This window comes from Mycobacterium sp. SMC-15, from assembly GCF_045310925.1.
GTDB lineage: Bacteria > Actinomycetota > Actinomycetes > Mycobacteriales > Mycobacteriaceae > Mycobacterium.
Genome location: NZ_JBJIAJ010000001.1, coordinates 443,148 through 458,186 on the forward strand (window position 1 = coordinate 443,148; position 15,039 = coordinate 458,186).

A 15,039-nucleotide genomic window follows, 5' to 3' on the forward strand; every position below is an offset into this window, starting at 1 on the left:
TCCTTGGAGAACGACCATCGTGCTCATTAAACGCCGCCGCGGTCGCACGAGTTCCGCAATCGTGGTCAGCCGTGCCGGTTGACGGTGTAGTCGACCAACCCGGCCAACGCCGCGCGACCGACGCAGTCGGGCAGCTCAGCCAGCTCCGCGCGGGCCTGCGCGGCATAGTCGGCCACGGTCTGCTTGGCCTTGACCATCCCCGCCGACGCCCGCAGTAGCCCCAGCGCCTCCTCGACCGCCGCGTCCTCGGTGACCGGGCCGGCCAGCAGCTCCCGCAACCGCTCGGCGTCGGCACCTGTCTCCTGCAGGGCGTAGAGCACCGGCAGCGTGTGCACGCCCTCGCGGAGATCGGTGCCGGGCAGCTTGCCAGACTCGTCGGGGTCGGAATCGATGTCGATGATGTCGTCGGAGATCTGGAAGGCGGTGCCCACGATCCCGCCCAGCCGGGCCAGTCGCTCGATCTGGTCGTCGTCGGCACCGGAGAACGTCGCACCGAACCGGCCCGACGCCGAGATCAGGCAGGCCGTCTTCTCATAGACGACCTTGAGGTAGTGCTCTATCGAGTCCACGCCGTCAGCCGCACCGCGGGTCTCGCGCATCTGTCCGGTCACCAGTTGGGCGAAGGTCTCGGCGATGATCCGCACCGCATCCGGGCCCAGCCGCGACACCAGCCGTGACGCGGTGGCGAACAGGTAGTCGCCGGCCAGGATCGCGATGTTGTTGCCCCACCGCGCGTTGGCACTCGGTGCCCCACGGCGGATCTGCGCCTCATCCATCACGTCGTCGTGATACAGCGTGGCCAGGTGCACCAGCTCGATCACCGCACCGGCCACCGTCACCTGCCAGGCGTCCGGCTCGGGTCCCAGCTGGGCCGACAGCACCGTGAACAGCGGACGGAACCGCTTTCCGCCGGCGTCGAACAGGTGGGTGACGGCCTCGGTCATCAGGCCGTCACCACCGCGCAACTCGGTGTCCATCAGCTCTTCGATGCGGGCAACCCCGTCGCGGACTCGGTCCGCGAAACCCGGGTCCCCCAAGCCGCCGAAATCCAACCCCGCCACCACGTTCGCCGGTGTCCTCACGGCTCCAACATACTGGTCACTGTGAGTTCGCAGGCTGATGTGGTGGTGGTCGGTGCGGGACCGGCGGGGTCGGCGGCAGCCGCCTGGGCCGCGCGGGCGGGCCGCGACGTGCTGGTGGTCGATTCGGCCGTCTTCCCGCGGGACAAGCCCTGCGGTGACGGCCTGACCCCGCGGGCCGTCGAACAGCTGGAGTTACTGGGGCTCGGCGAGTGGCTGGACAGCCACATCCGGCACCGTGGTCTGCGGATGGCCGGCTTCGGTGGCGAGATCGAAGTGGACTGGCCCGGCCCGTCGTTCCCGTCCACCGGCAGTGCGGCGCCGCGCACCGAACTCGACGAACGCATCCGCAAGGTCGCCGAGGAGTCCGGGGCCCGGATGTTGTTGGGCGTCAAGGCCGTCGGGGTCCATCACGACTCGTCCGGGCGAGTGCGCTCGGTGGTGTTGGCCGACGGCGCGGAGGTCAGCTGTCAGACGCTGATCGTTGCCGACGGGGCCCGCTCCACGCTGGGCCGCGTGCTGGGCCGCCAGTGGCACCAGGAGACGGTGTACGGGGTGGCCGCCCGCGGCTATCTGGCCTCGCCGCGCAGCGACGAACCGTGGCTGACGTCGCATTTGGAGCTGCGCTCCCCCGAGGGCGAGGTGCTGCCGGGCTACGGCTGGATCTTCCCGCTGGGCAACGGCGAGGTGAACATCGGCGTCGGTGCGCTGGCCACCGTCAAACGACCCGCCGACGTCGCGCTGCGGCCGCTGATGTCCTACTACGCCGACCTGCGCCGCGAGGAGTGGGGCTTCGAGGGGCCGGTGCGTGCGCCGGCCAGCGCCCTGCTGCCGATGGGCGGCGCGGTCTCGGGGGTCGCCGGGCCCAACTGGATGCTGATCGGCGACGCCGCGGCCTGCGTCAACCCGCTCAACGGCGAGGGCATCGACTACGGCCTGGAAACCGGCCGGCTGGCCATTGAGTTACTGAGCGCCGCTGGACATTCTGCTGACCTCTCGCAGGCCTGGCCGGAGTTGCTGTCCGCCCACTACGCACGCGGGTTCTCGGTCGCGCGACGCCTCGCGCTGCTGCTGACGTTCCCCCGGTTCCTGCCGGCCACCGGCCCGATAGCGATGCGCTCGACGATGCTGATGCGGGTGGCGGTGCGGGTGATGGCCAACCTGGTCACCGACGATGACGCAGATCTGGTGGCGCGGGCCTGGCGCGGCGGGGGGCGGATGTCTCGGTTGATCGACCGCCGCCGCCCGTTCTCCTAGCGCCGGGAACTTGGGGGCGGCTGCTGGGGCGCCGCAAAAAGATATATCAACAACATTGACATGCATCAGGGGCGTTGATATACCGGGGTAATGAGCGATTCATTGGATCTCCAGTTCGACGCCGCCTACCGTGGCGAATCCGAGCAAATGGGCTTGGGCGCCAAACCACCGTGGAGTATCGGGGAACCCCAACCCGAGCTGGCCACACTGATCGAGCAGGGCAAGTTCCACGGCGATGTCCTTGACGTCGGCTGCGGCGAGGCCGCCATCTCGCTGCACCTGGCTAAACAGGGGCACACCACGGTGGGGCTCGACAGCTCGCCCACCGCTATCGAGCTGGCCCGCGCCGAGGCCGCCAAACGCGGCCTGACCAACGCCTCCTTCGAGGTCGCCGACATCAGCAATTTCTCCGGCTATGACGGCCGGTTCGGCACCATCGTCGACAGCACGCTGTTTCACTCGATCCCGGTGGAGGCCCGTGAGGGCTACCAGCAGTCCATCGTGCGGGCCGCCGCGCCGGGGGCGTCGTACTTCGTGCTGGTCTTCGATAAGACCGCCATCCCCGAGGGCCCGCCATTCGCGGTGACCGCTGACGAATTGCGTGAGGTGGTCTCGAAGTACTGGGTGGTCGACGAGATCAAGCCGGCCCGGCTGCACGCGGTGTTCCCCGACGACTTCCCCGGGTTCGGCGGCGTCGGGCTGCGCGACGAAGCGGGTGGGCGCAAGTCGGCTGCGGGCTGGCTGCTCTCGGCGCATCTGGGCTGACAGGGAGCGAAGCCATGGCTGACCCGAAGCCGCCGCGCTGGCTCAAACCGGTCAACAAGCTGATGATCGGCCTGCAGAAACTGGGCATCCCCACGGGACCGCCGATGGTGCTGACGGTGCCGGGCCGCAAGTCCGGCCAGCCGCGCAGCACCCCGATGACGCCGTTCACCGTCGACGGCCAGCTCTACACGGTGGCGGGGTTCCCCAAGGCCGATTGGGCGCTCAACGCCCGGGCGGCCGGTGCGGGCCTCCTGCGCCACGGTCGCCACGAACGGCCGGTGCGCATCGTCGAGCTGTCGGCGGAGGCGGCCCGTCCGGTGTTGCGGGCGTTTCCGGTGCAGGTGCCCGTCGGCGCCCGCTTCCTCAAACAGGCCGGCCTGGTGGACCAGGGCACCCCCGACGAGGTCGAGGCGCTCGCCGGCCGAATCGCAGTGTTCCGGTTCGACCCGGCTTCCTAGACCCTTCCTAGGCCTTCCTAGGCCGAGCGCGCGGGGTTAGCGCGGCTTGCGGGCCGAGTGCAGCGCGACGATGCCCCCGGTGAGGTTGCGCCAGCTCACCTCCGACCAACCCGACGCGCCGATCTGCTCCGCCAGCGCGGCCTGATCCGGCCAGGCGCGGATCGATTCGGCGAGGTAGACGTAGGCCTCCGGGTTCGATGACACGGCGCGCGCCACCGCGGGCAGCGCCCGCATCAGGTACTCCTTGTAAGCCGTGGCGAACACCGGCACCGTCGGGGTGGAGAACTCGCACACCACCAGCCGGCCCCCGGGCCGGGTCACCCGGGCCATCTCCCGCAGGCCCGCGGTGTGGTCGACGACATTACGCAGCCCGAAGCTGATCGTGACCGCATCGAACACCTCGTCGCCGAAGGGCAGCTTGGTGGCGTCCCCGGCGACCTTGGGCACGGGCCGACCCGCCCCTGCGGCCAGCATCCCCACCGAGAAGTCCGCCGCCACGCACCAGGCACCCGAGCGGGCCAGCTCCACCGTCGACACCGCGGTCCCGGCGGCCAGGTCGAGCACCTTCTCCCCCGGCTGCAACTCAAGGGCTTTCCGGGTGGCCTTACGCCAGGACCGATCTCGTCCCAGCGACAGCACCGTGTTGGTCAGGTCGTAACGACGGGCAACGCCGTCGAACATCGACGCCACGGCATGGGGGTCTTTGTCCAGGCTCGCGCGGCTCACCCGGTCGACGGTACCCGCCTTTCGATAGGGTGCTGGAATGCGGTCTTGGCTGGGCACATTGGCAGCACTGATGGTATTCGGCGGGGCTTTGGCGGGGCCGGCAGCAGCCGATCCCCCGGCGCAGGAACCCGGCGGTTCAGCGAGCCTCGACGGAGGAGAGGCGAAGCTGGGACCGGCGCATGAACCCGGCACGGCGTGGAGTGCCGACCACTTCGGCGTGCTGGTCGGAGCGGCCTCCGCCCCGGTGCAGCTGGAGATCTTCTGCGACCCGCAGTGCTCCGAGTGCGCGAAGTTCGAGGCGGCCTCCGGCGACGAGCTGGGCTGGCACCTGTCCACCGGAGACGTCGCGGTGACCTACCGGTGGATGACGTTTCTGGATGCCCGCCGCAAAAACGACACCTCCGCGCGCGTCGGCAACGCACTGATGGCAGCGGCCGATCCGGCCACGACGGCCGGCGCCTACCAAACGTTCGTGACCGGCCTGTACCGCAAGGGCGGCACACCCAGCGTGGAGGACATCGCGACCACCGCTCGCGAAAGCGGCCTGCCCGGCCACGTGGTGGACCGGATCGCTGCCGGCCAGCAGGTCGTGGACGCCACGTCGATGAATGCCTTCAACCGCGTGCAACTGCTCTCGGCGAACCCGGAGAGCCCCGGCACCCCGACGGTGTACGACCTGACCACCAAGACGGTGGTGGACACCGACGACGCGGGCTGGCTCGAGCGGCTGGTGCACGAGCGCTAGCGCGTCAGCGCTCCCCAGCGCTATTTATTCGCAGGCGATTCCGTCGCCATCGCGGTCGAGCGCCCGGCGGTATCCGGGCTCGCCCTCGCGGATGGGCGCCGCTCCCGCCGCACGGGCCTCAGAACAGTTCTTGTAGTACGGCTCTGCAGCAGCGATGGGAGCCGTTGCGATACCGACTCCGAATGCGACGAGGCCTGCAAGGACCACAGTGCGACGGATCATGGAATGTCTCCTCACCACCCGAGGGCCGCCGTTTGCTACGAAACGAACAGCATGAAATCCGCAGCAGATTAACAAGTCGTTCTGCGCTCTTCAGCAAAAACAGGCACTAGCGCAAATTTTGAGGACTTTTGGCCCCAGCGACGACTGCCGCACTACGACTGCGCTCTGGCCCACCGTCGTTCGGCGACATTGCATCCCGCCAGCGCCGCAACCCCGATCAGCCAGGCGATCACCGCGACGGAACCGGCCGGAATGACCGCCAGCACCGCGGTCCGGTGCTGGACCCGCACCAGATCCGGGTCGGCCTTGTCGTATTCGACGTAAATCCGCATCCCGGTTGCCAATTCGGAGGGATAGAGCACGCCGAGCTCGGGGCGGTAGGTGATCCGCTCCGGCGTGACGAACTCGATGGTGGAGCGCCGAAATCCCGCGTTGAGCACCTCGGCCTCGGCCACCCCCATGTCGCGCTCGATGGTGATGTCGTTGCGCCACGCACCGGCCACCAGCAACAGCGACTGTAATGTCACCAACGACACCAGGATCACCACGCCGGTACGCGCCCACCGCAGTACACGCGCGGCCCAGGTGTCGCGGGGCAAGGCGCCATTACCGCGAATCAATGTGCGCAACAGCGGCTTCAACGTTCGATAGGCCCGATTGGACCGGTAATCGGGCAGTCTCACAACGCGGCCTTGATCGCGGCGTGCAGCGTCCGCAGCGATGAGCGGTCGGCTTTGACTTCGAGCACCCGCACGCCGCCGGCGGGTTCAGCGAGCACGGCGAGCAGGTCCTCGGTCTCGACCTGCTGGAAATCGACGTGATAGGCGTGGCACAACGCGGCGATGTCGACGTCGTGCGGGGTGCCGAAGATTCGCGACGAGACATCGGCGAACCGGGGGTCTCCTTGCTCCAGCAGCTCGAAGATTCCGCCGCCGTTGTCATTGGAGACCACGATCGTCAGCTGCTGCGGCCTCGGCTCGGTGGGCCCGATCAGCAGCCCGGAGCTGTCGTGGACGAAGGTCAGGTCCCCGATCAGGGCGATGGTGCGCGCGTCGGGGTTCTGCCGCTCGTGTGCCAGGGCGGCACCGATCGCGGTGGACACCGTGCCATCGATGCCGGCGACCCCACGGTTGGATCGCACGGCGACGCCTCGGGCACCCTTGGCGTTGCCCAGCCCGACCAGGGCGGCGTCGCGCACCGGGTTCGACGCGCCCAGCACCAACTGATCCCCGGGGCGCAGCGCGTCGGCCACGGCCGCCGCCACGTGCAGGCCGGTGGTGAGCGGATGGGCCGCCAGTTGCGCGCGCACCGCGGCATTGGCCTGGGCGTTCAGCTCCGCGCAGCGGCGTAGCCAGGCCGGATCCGGCTCCCCGGAGGTGACGGCCCGGGTGCCGGTGGCCTGCGAGTTACCCGACACGTCCGGCCAGCGTGGCCCGGTGGTCAGCGCGTACACCGGCACCGTCGGATCGGCCAGCAGGGTCGACACCGGACGGTGCAGGGTAGGCCGGCCGGCCATGATCACCTGCTGCGGGCGCAGCAGCGGCAGCGCCAGCGGGTGCAACGGATTCTCCGGCATCGGGGCGGTGGGCTCGGCGACGGTGGGCAGCGCCGCCAGGTTGGGGTGCAGCCCCGCACCGTGCCCGGCGATCACCACGGTGTCCGGGGACAGGTCGATGTCGAGGGGCTGGTCGAAGCTGACCGGTGGGGTGAGAGTCCAGGGACGCCCGTGCGGTCGGCCCAGCTGCTCCAGCGGCCGATCCGAATCGGCATCGGGCACCAGCGGTTCGCGCAGCGGGATGTCGAACTGCACCGGACCCGCGTTCGCGGTCCGGGATCCGGTGGCGGCGACCAAGACTCGGCACACCGCCGAACGCCAGGTGGCATTGAGGGCGTCCATCCGCTCGGGGGCGTCCTCGGCCAACCCCAGGCTGATGGCGGCACGCACCTGGGTGCCGAAGTAGCCCAGTTGCTCCATGGTCTGGTTGGCGCCGGTGCCCAGCAGCTCGTAGGGGCGGTTGGCGCTCAGCACGATCAGCGGCACCCGCGCATAGTTGGCCTCGACCACCGCCGGCCCCAGATTGGCGACCGCGGTACCCGAGGTCATCGCCACACACACCGGCGCACCCGCGCCCACCGCCAGCCCGATCGCCAGATACCCGGCGGTGCGTTCGTCGATGCGCACATGCAGCCGCAGCCGGCCCGCCCGGTCGGCGTCGTGCAGCGCGAACGCCAGCGGCGCATTGCGCGACCCCGGACACAAGACCACGTCGCGGACACCACCGCGGATCAGCTCGTCGACGACGATGCGGGCCTGTGCCGTCGAGGGGTTGGTCATTGGTATCAGGTTAGTCGTGCGCCGGGGGCACCGGCGCCCACCGGAACGGCTTGCCGTCGACCTCGGCGAGGAACTCCAGGGCAGCCTTGTTGACCTGGTCCGGCTTCTCGATGAAACCGAGGTGCCCGGCATCGGGGATCTCCAGGTAGCGCGCGCCCGGGATCGCATCGGCGACCTCGCGGCTCAGGTGCGCCGGAGTGACGACGTCGTCGCCGAATCCGATCACCAGCACCGGTTGGGTGATGTTGGCGTAGGCGGGCAGCCGGTTGGTCAACGGCGCCACGTCCAGCTGGCAGCGCAGCCCCGGGGTGTTTTTGACCGGCCACATGGTGAACATCGCGATCCAGTCCTTGATCGCCGCGTCGTCGCTGAGCGTTTTCGGTGAAAAGCTCTCCAGCAGGCGAACTTTGGCTTCGTATTCGGTAGGGAGTTCGGCACCGGATTCGGCGAGCTTCGCCTCGGCCTGGTAGAAGAATTCACGAGCGCGGTCGTGGCGGCCGCGCGTAGCCATCAGGACGGCCGATGTCACCAATTCGGGCCGGGCAAGCATCAATTCCTGAGCGATGAAGGAGCCCATCGACACCGCGACGATGCGGACCGGTCCACAGTTCAGCGATTCGATGAGCTGCGCGGTGTCGGCGACCATGGTTTCGGTGGTGAACCCCGAGGCGTTCTCGGTGGCACCGATGCCGCGGTTGTCGAAGGTGATCGGGCGATACCGGGCGAGCTGGAAATCGCGCACCTGATGCAAGTGCCAGCCGCGGCCGGCGCCGCCCCGCCCGGCGATGAACAGAACCGGCTCCCCATCCTGATTACGGTCGTCGTAAGCGAGGTTGGTCACCAGAGTGAAGGTACGCGACCCGTCGACGCTTTATGGTGTCAGGATCTCAACTGCGCAGCTGGGGGACGGTGATGCGGATACGGAGCGTCGGCTTGGCCTGCACGCTGGCGCTGGCCTGTGCCGTGCTGGCGGGCTGTTCCCGGGTGACCGGTGGCGTGGCGGTGCCGGCCGACCAGGACGGACCCCGGCCGGTGACGGCTGTCATGCTGCCGGAGCTGCTGCTGAAGGCGACCACGGTGAGCGAGATCATGGGCGCGCGCGCCATGCGGGTCAAAGACTCCCGGTCGCGGATGTTCGACTCCGGTCGCCAATTCCCCGAACACGGCTGTCTGGCGGCGTGGATGCCCGTCGAGAAAACCGTATACGCCGACGCGCAATGGACCGCGACCCTCGCCCAGACCCTCACCCAGAGCTCGCAAGACCATTTCGTGATTCAGGCCGCGACGGTGTTCGCCAACCGCGACGCGGCGCAGAATTTCTTCGACACGACCGCGCGGCGCTGGAACTCTTGCGGCGAGCAGACATTCGCGACCGCCAAGGACGGCTACCCCGATACGTCCTGGACGTTTGACGCGGTCGCCGATGTCGACTCAACGGTGTGGATGACCCAGCACCAGGACGACAGCGCGGGTTGGTCGTGTCAACGGGCCCTGCGGGTTACCAACAACGTCGCGATTGATGTGCTGGCGTGCAAGCTCTACGTCAGCGACGAAGCCGTCACGATCGCCAACGGGATCGACGCGCGGCTGCCCAGCGTGTGAGGGTTTACTGCGGCAACAGTTGATGGCAGGCCCGGACCCGGTCGATCCACCACTGGCGCCGCTGTGGCGAAGCGGCTAGGGCGTGCAACCGCGCGGGGTCCGGGGTGACGCGCTGTACAGCCAGGTAGCCATCCTCTTGCGGCGGTGTCTCGGCGATATCGTCGACGAACAGCGATCCGGTGCCCAGCCCGCAGGCGTGCTGCAGGTCCGGCAGCGCGGCCGCTGCACGCAGGCCGGTTGCGATACCGACCGCCGAGTCGATCGCGCTGGAGACCACCACCGGGATGCCGATCTGATCAGCGATCTGCAACAGCGCTGAAATGCCGCCCAGTGGCGCGACTTTCAGCACCGCGATATCGGCGGCCCCGGCTTTCGTGACGGCCAGGGGGTCGGAGACCTTGCGGATGCTCTCGTCGGCGGCCACCGGCGTATCGATGCGACGGCGCAGCTCCGCGAGTTCGGCGACGGTGGCGCAGGGTTGTTCGAGATATTCCAGTGCACCCAAGGCCTTTGCCGCCTCGACCGCCTGATCGAGGGTCCAGCCGCCATTGGCATCAACCCGCACGGTGGGGATGAGCGCGCGGACGGCTTCCACGCGAGCGACGTCGTCGGCCAGGGTCTGGCCCGGTTCGGCGACCTTGACCTTGGCGGTTTTCGCGCCGGGGAACCGCGCCAGCACCTCGGGAACCCGCTCGGCGTCGACGGCGGGCACCGTTGCGTTGATCGGGATGCGGTCGCGGAGACGTTGGGGCAGTTCGCCATAGGCACTTTCCAGCGCCGAAGCCAGCCAGTGCGCCGCCTCGGGCGGTTCGTACTCGCCGAACGCACCGAACTCCCCCCAGCCGACCGGGCCGTCGATCAGGCCCACCTCGCGCACCGTGATCCCGCGGAACTTGACCCGCATCGGCAGCGCCACCACGTGTAGGCGGTCAAGGATGTCGTCGAGGGGTGGCGGCATCGGTCTATGGTGCCGGTCCGACCGTGAGGTGCGCCAGGTCTCGTTCGAAATTAGAATTCCGTCATGGTCGGTCAGACGCTGCGAGTGAGTAGCGAGGCATTACAGGCTGAAGCGAGCTGGTGTGAGTCGTTAGCCGCCAAGTTAGCGGGCAACAAACTTAACTAACGCGGTCTATTACGAATTTTGGCCGCGGTTCCCAACCACTGGCATCAACTGAAGCACCCGAAGGACATCTGATGGGCAACAAAGACGAAAATCGCGAGGCAACGGTTTTTAGCGACCCGAAGAGAATCGCATAAACTATGGCGTTGGAAGATGCATCACAAAGCGGGCCGCCGCCGATCGACACCAGCGCACGCCCTGAGTGGTTGCGTACGGGGTATAAATTCTTCCCCTATGCCGCCATGCGGTCCGGAAAATGGTGGGTACTGAGATTAAACTACGGGTTCCCCGAGCATGATTTGTACACATTGTTCATCGATGGCGATTGCACTGCCGATGCCACCGGCGACATGAACAGCCAGATACCGCTAGTCGCCAGTATCGGCGCCCTGGAGCCTGGGCTTACAACCACAGATGAACCGACCCTTGACCCAGCTACGGCCGCATCAGTAGTCACGGCCGTAGCGTCATATGTTAATTACGGTAGCGAACGAAACGATCCTTGCATGTTCTGCTCCGAGAATTACGACGGAATGACTCTTGCTTAGCGAAAACTCTGTGGCGTATCCCAAGGAATCCATTGGTCGTCGATGAATCGCAGCGCTACCAGACCGCCGACCTCTTGGCCGCCTGGCAGTCGCTGATCGGAAGGCACAGCGCTGAGTCGGGTAAGACCGACGTCGGCCGTCAGTTGCTTGCCCGTTGGTCCGAACCGCACCGCCGGTATCACAACGTAACCCACCTGCGGAAGGTGCTGCGTCACGTCGATCAGCTCGCGGATCACGCCGCCACCCCCGACGCGGTACGGTTAGCCGCCTGGTACCACGACGCTGTCTACACAGGTTTCTCCGACGATGAGCAGAACAGCGCTGCCCTGGCGGAAAAAGATCTCGCGGACTTGAACGTAGCGCCCGCACTGGTCATCGAAGTCGCGCGACTCGTGCGACTAACCGCCAGCCACAAGCCGGATTCCGGCGATCGCAACGGTGAAGTGCTCTGCGACGCAGATCTGGCGGTCCTCGCATCGGCGGCCCAAAGCTACGCTGCCTACGCGGAAGCGATCCGCGCCGAATACGCCCGTGTTTCCGAAAAGGAATTCAGGCTTGGACGGTCGCAGGTCCTGCGTTCCCTCCTCGACGGTCCTGCCCTTTACCGCACGGGGCCGGCACACGCCCGGTGGGAGGCGGCCGCCCGGGTGAATCTCAAAACCGAACTCGAGCGTCTCGATAGCACCGCGCAATCCGTGCAGGCGGACTCGCGCCGAAATCAGCGTTGCTGCTGAGAAGCCAGAATCCAGTGCGGTAGCGCAGGTTGCCGCGACCGACAACTACCTCATCAGCGCCGATGGCCCCCACCCAACCCGAACACCCGCTCGGCGTTCCCGCGCAGATAATCCGCCCGCGCCTGATCACTAGGACCGAGATCGTCGAGACCGTCGAGCGCATGGGCGTGCATGATCATCGGATAGTTGGTGCCGAACAACACTTTTCGCTGCCCGGTGCGGGTTCGCATGAACCGGATCAGCTCGTCCGGCAGCCGCTTGGTGGTGTAGGCCGAGGTGTCGATGTAGACGTTCTCGTGCTTACGGGCCACCGCGACCATCTCCTCGGTCCACGGGTAGCCGACGTGTCCGCACACGATGGACAGTTCGGGAAAGTCCAGTGCCACTTGGTCGATGTAGGGAATCGGACGACCGGTCTCCGACGGTCGCAGCGGGCCGGTATGCCCGACCTGGGTGCAGAACGGCACGCCGAGTTCCACGCACTCGGCGAACAGCGCGTAGTAGCGCCGATCGGTAGGCGGCGCATTCCACAACCAGGGCACCACGCGCAGTCCGACGAAACCGTCGTCGCGGACCCGACGCCGCAGTTCGCGGACTGCCTCCATCGGACGGTCCAGGTCGACGGTGGCCAGTCCTGCGAACCGATTCGGGTGCGCTCGAACCCATCCGGCGACTTCGTCATTGGAGACCAGGTCCATGCCGTTGGGGCCGCGCCACGCACTGAGCAGTCCGAAATCCACGCCCGCGGCATCCATCGCCGACACGGTGGCCTCGATCGGGATCTCCGCGTCGGGCATCGCCCCGCCGGTCCAGCGTCGCAGGGACGCCAACATGTCGTGGTCGAGGAACCGCCGGGTCGGGTGCTGCATCCACACGTCGATGGTCATCGTCCCCACCGTAGACAGCTTGATCAGCCGGTGGCGGCCACTCCGGCGACCAAAAGATCCAACAGGCGCCCGGTCTGCTCGGGCGAGCCACTGGTCAAGAAGATGCCGATGAGGCTGGACACGACGTCGTCGGCGCGCACATCAGCGCGCAGGCTGCCGTCCTGCGCGCCGGCCCGCAGCAGCAGATCGACCGCGCCGACAATGCGCTCGCGCGTCTCGTTGGGCTCCATCGCGCCGGACTCGACGATGGCACGCAACGACTCGGCCATCCCCCGCTTGGCCGCCACGAAGCCGGCGTAGCGGTCCATCCAGCGGCGCAGCGCCACCTTCGGCGGGTGGCGGGTGACCAGCTGTTCGGCGACGGCCGCCACATCGCCCAGTTCGGCGCGGTAGACGGCCTCGACCAGCGCCTCACGATTGGGAAAGTGCCGGTAGAGCGTGCCGATGCCGACACCGGCGTCGCGGGCGATCGATTCGAGCGGAACCGGACTCCCGTCGGAGCCGCCGAACGCGGCGGCGGCGGCCGCCAACAGCCGTTCTCGGTTGCGGCGGGCATCGGATCTCCCAGCCAAAGCGGAGGTACCTCCGTTTCTGTTACGCTGCCTAAGCGGAGGATCCTCCGCATCTCTACCAGTGTCTCACTAGGAGCACCATGACAGACCAACCCCAGCCCGGCGGCCTCGGCCGCATCGGCGCACCGGCCGTGGCGCGTGTCGGCTACGGCGCCATGCAGCTCGACGAGAAAGTCTCCACCGACGACGCCATAGCGGTCCTGCGCCGCGCGGTCGAGTTGGGCGTCAACCACATCGACACCGCGTCCTTCTACGCCGGCGGCGAGGTCAACCACCGCATCCGCAAGGCGCTGGCGCCCTACCGCGACGAGCTGGTGATCGTCAGCAAGGTCGGTGCCGCCTACACCGGCGTCGGCCCGGTACCGCTGACCGCCGCCCAGAAGCCCGGCGAACTGCGGGCCGCCGTCGAGAACGACCTACGCCAACTGGGCCTGGACACCGTGCCGGTGGTCAACCTGCGGCGTTACGACCTCGGCCCCGCCCCGACTCCCGAGGGTGATCAGAACGTCGACCTCGACGACCAGCTGGCCGAGATGGTCGCGTTGCGCGACGAGGGCAAGATCGCCGCGATCGGTATCAGCAGCGTGGGACTGGAGGTGCTGCAGCGCGCCCTGCCGGCCGGGATCGTCTGCGTGCAGAACGCCTACAGCCTGGTCGACCGCACCCAAGAGGACGCGCTCGACTTCTGCGCCGACGAAGGCATCGCGTGGGTGCCGTACTTCCCGCTCGGCTCGGCGTTCCCCGGCTTCCCCAAGGTCACCGACCACGCCGTCGTCCGCGAGATCGCCGACGAAACCGGCGCCACCCCGGCCCAGATCGGACTGGCCTGGCTGCTGACCACCTCGGCCAACACGTTGCTGATCCCGGGCACCGGATCGCGCGCCCACCTGGAAGAGAACATGAAGGTGGCCGACATCGCGCTGAGCGACGACGCCATCGCCCGGCTGGACGCGATCACCGCCCCCGGGCAGGGCCCGGACTATGCGGCGAGCCTGCGCGAAGCGTTCCGGCAAGCTCCGGAGTCCTGACGCCGCCGCCCCGGTACGGTCGCAGGCGTGAGCAGCAACCCTTTTGACGAGAGCATCTGGCGCACCGTCGACGGCTTCGCCGACCTGACCGACATCACCTATCACCGCCACGTCAGCGACGCGACGGTACGGGTGGCGTTCAACCGTCCCGAGGTGCGCAACGCATTTCGGCCGCACACCGTCGACGAGCTGTACCAGGCGCTGGATCATGCCCGGATGTCTCCCAACGTCGGCGTGGTGCTGCTGACCGGGAACGGACCGGCACCCAAGGACGGCGGCTGGGCGTTCTGCTCCGGCGGGGATCAGCGCATCCGCGGCCGCAGCGGCTACCAGTACGCGTCCGGCGAAACCGCCGACACCGTCGACGTCGCCCGCGCCGGACGGCTGCACATCCTGGAGGTGCAGCGGCTGATCCGATTCATGCCCAAACCGGTGATCTGCCTGGTCAACGGCTGGGCCGCCGGCGGCGGGCACAGCCTGCACGTGGTGTGCGACCTGACCCTGGCCAGCCGCGAACACGCCAGGTTCAAGCAGACCGACGCCGACGTGGGCAGCTTCGACGGCGGCTACGGCAGCGCCTACTTAGCCCGGCAGGTGGGCCAGAAGTTCGCCCGTGAGATCTTCTTCTTGGGCCGGACCTACACCGCCGAACAGATGCACCAGATGGGCGCGGTCAACGAGGTCGTCGACCACGCCGAGCTGGAGGCCACCGGCGTGCAGTGGGCCAAGGAGATCAACGGCAAATCGCCTCAGGCGCAACGCATGTTGAAGTTCGCCTTCAATCTTCTGGACGACGGACTGGTCGGCCAGCAGCTGTTCGCCGGCGAAGCCACCCGGCTGGCCTACATGACCGACGAAGCCGTCGAGGGCCGGGATTCCTTCCTGGAGAAGCGCGATCCGGACTGGAGCAGGTTCCCCCGGTACTTCTGAGCTCCCGCGAGACTGTAGTTGGCGCGAAGAA

General features: G+C 67.8%; 17 protein-coding genes. 8 read left to right on the forward strand and 9 right to left on the reverse strand.

Going from position 1 to position 15,039, the window contains the following annotated elements:
* Positions 1-65: 65 nt before the first annotated feature.
* Positions 66-1,082, reverse strand: coding sequence for a nonaprenyl/(2E,6E)-farnesyl/geranylgeranyl diphosphat synthase (grcC1, locus tag ACJH71_RS02130; RefSeq protein ID WP_406756371.1), 1,017 nt, complete (start codon positions 1,080-1,082; stop codon positions 66-68).
* A gap of 21 nt (positions 1,083-1,103) precedes the next feature.
* Here grcC1 and menJ point away from each other — a divergent pair, with 21 nt between their 5' ends.
* From menJ to ACJH71_RS02145, 3 genes are all read left to right on the forward strand, one after another.
* Positions 1,104-2,336 carry a menaquinone reductase gene (gene menJ, locus ACJH71_RS02135; RefSeq protein ID WP_406756372.1) on the forward strand — a complete coding sequence of 411 codons (1,233 nt, stop codon included), beginning with the start codon at positions 1,104-1,106 and terminating at the stop codon, positions 2,334-2,336.
* A gap of 90 nt (positions 2,337-2,426) precedes the next feature.
* Positions 2,427-3,101, forward strand: coding sequence for a class I SAM-dependent methyltransferase (locus ACJH71_RS02140; protein WP_406756373.1), 675 nt, complete (start codon positions 2,427-2,429; stop codon positions 3,099-3,101).
* A gap of 14 nt (positions 3,102-3,115) precedes the next feature.
* Positions 3,116-3,559: a nitroreductase family deazaflavin-dependent oxidoreductase gene (locus ACJH71_RS02145; protein ID WP_406756374.1), complete on the forward strand. Its 444-nt coding sequence runs from the start codon at positions 3,116-3,118 to the stop codon at positions 3,557-3,559.
* Between the two features lie 36 nt (positions 3,560-3,595).
* On the opposite strand, the gene ACJH71_RS02150 is transcribed toward ACJH71_RS02145, so the two are convergent.
* Positions 3,596-4,285, reverse strand: coding sequence for a demethylmenaquinone methyltransferase (locus ACJH71_RS02150; RefSeq protein ID WP_406756375.1), 690 nt, complete (start codon positions 4,283-4,285; stop codon positions 3,596-3,598).
* Positions 4,286-4,322: 37 nt separating this feature from the next.
* Here ACJH71_RS02150 and ACJH71_RS02155 point away from each other — a divergent pair, with 37 nt between their 5' ends.
* Entirely contained in the window at positions 4,323-5,030 is a 708-nt protein-coding gene (locus ACJH71_RS02155) for a DsbA family protein (RefSeq protein WP_406756376.1), read from the forward strand.
* Positions 5,031-5,054: 24 nt separating this feature from the next.
* On the opposite strand, the gene ACJH71_RS02160 is transcribed toward ACJH71_RS02155, so the two are convergent.
* From ACJH71_RS02160 to ACJH71_RS02175, 4 genes are all read right to left on the reverse strand, one after another.
* Positions 5,055-5,252: an excalibur calcium-binding domain-containing protein gene (locus ACJH71_RS02160; protein WP_406756377.1), complete on the reverse strand. Its 198-nt coding sequence runs from the start codon at positions 5,250-5,252 to the stop codon at positions 5,055-5,057.
* A gap of 152 nt (positions 5,253-5,404) precedes the next feature.
* Positions 5,405-5,935 carry a DUF3592 domain-containing protein gene (locus ACJH71_RS02165; protein WP_406756378.1) on the reverse strand — a complete coding sequence of 177 codons (531 nt, stop codon included), beginning with the start codon at positions 5,933-5,935 and terminating at the stop codon, positions 5,405-5,407.
* Complete coding sequence (menD, locus tag ACJH71_RS02170) at positions 5,932-7,587, reverse strand: 2-succinyl-5-enolpyruvyl-6-hydroxy-3-cyclohexene-1-carboxylic-acid synthase (RefSeq protein ID WP_406756379.1); 1,656 nt, start codon at positions 7,585-7,587, stop codon at positions 5,932-5,934. The genes ACJH71_RS02165 and menD overlap by 4 nt, the downstream gene beginning before the upstream one ends.
* 10 nt (positions 7,588-7,597) lie before the next feature.
* The gene (locus ACJH71_RS02175) at positions 7,598-8,428 is read right to left on the reverse strand and encodes an alpha/beta fold hydrolase (RefSeq protein WP_406756380.1); all 831 of its coding nucleotides are present in this window, start codon (positions 8,426-8,428) and stop codon (positions 7,598-7,600) included.
* 71 nt (positions 8,429-8,499) lie between these two features.
* Here ACJH71_RS02175 and ACJH71_RS02180 point away from each other — a divergent pair, with 71 nt between their 5' ends.
* Positions 8,500-9,189: a sensor domain-containing protein gene (locus ACJH71_RS02180; RefSeq protein WP_406756381.1), complete on the forward strand. Its 690-nt coding sequence runs from the start codon at positions 8,500-8,502 to the stop codon at positions 9,187-9,189.
* A gap of 4 nt (positions 9,190-9,193) precedes the next feature.
* Here ACJH71_RS02180 and ACJH71_RS02185 read toward each other — a convergent pair whose 3' ends face one another.
* Positions 9,194-10,147, reverse strand: coding sequence for an o-succinylbenzoate synthase (locus ACJH71_RS02185; protein ID WP_406756382.1), 954 nt, complete (start codon positions 10,145-10,147; stop codon positions 9,194-9,196).
* Positions 10,148-10,889: 742 nt separating this feature from the next.
* On the opposite strand from ACJH71_RS02185, the gene ACJH71_RS02190 reads away from it, so the two are divergent.
* Positions 10,890-11,591: a metal-dependent phosphohydrolase gene (locus ACJH71_RS02190; RefSeq protein WP_406756383.1), complete on the forward strand. Its 702-nt coding sequence runs from the start codon at positions 10,890-10,892 to the stop codon at positions 11,589-11,591.
* A gap of 53 nt (positions 11,592-11,644) precedes the next feature.
* Here the strand turns inward: ACJH71_RS02190 and ACJH71_RS02195 are convergent, their stop codons facing one another.
* Positions 11,645-12,478 carry an amidohydrolase family protein gene (locus ACJH71_RS02195; RefSeq protein WP_406756384.1) on the reverse strand — a complete coding sequence of 278 codons (834 nt, stop codon included), beginning with the start codon at positions 12,476-12,478 and terminating at the stop codon, positions 11,645-11,647.
* Between the two features lie 23 nt (positions 12,479-12,501).
* Complete coding sequence (locus ACJH71_RS02200) at positions 12,502-13,050, reverse strand: TetR/AcrR family transcriptional regulator (RefSeq protein WP_406756385.1); 549 nt, start codon at positions 13,048-13,050, stop codon at positions 12,502-12,504.
* An 80-nt stretch (positions 13,051-13,130) separates the two neighbouring features.
* Here ACJH71_RS02200 and ACJH71_RS02205 point away from each other — a divergent pair, with 80 nt between their 5' ends.
* Positions 13,131-14,078: an aldo/keto reductase gene (locus ACJH71_RS02205; RefSeq protein ID WP_406756386.1), complete on the forward strand. Its 948-nt coding sequence runs from the start codon at positions 13,131-13,133 to the stop codon at positions 14,076-14,078.
* 27 nt (positions 14,079-14,105) lie between these two features.
* Positions 14,106-15,008 (forward strand): 1,4-dihydroxy-2-naphthoyl-CoA synthase, encoded by a 903-nt coding sequence (locus ACJH71_RS02210; protein ID WP_406756387.1) that lies wholly within the window; start codon positions 14,106-14,108, stop codon positions 15,006-15,008.
* Positions 15,009-15,039 lie beyond the last annotated feature (31 nt).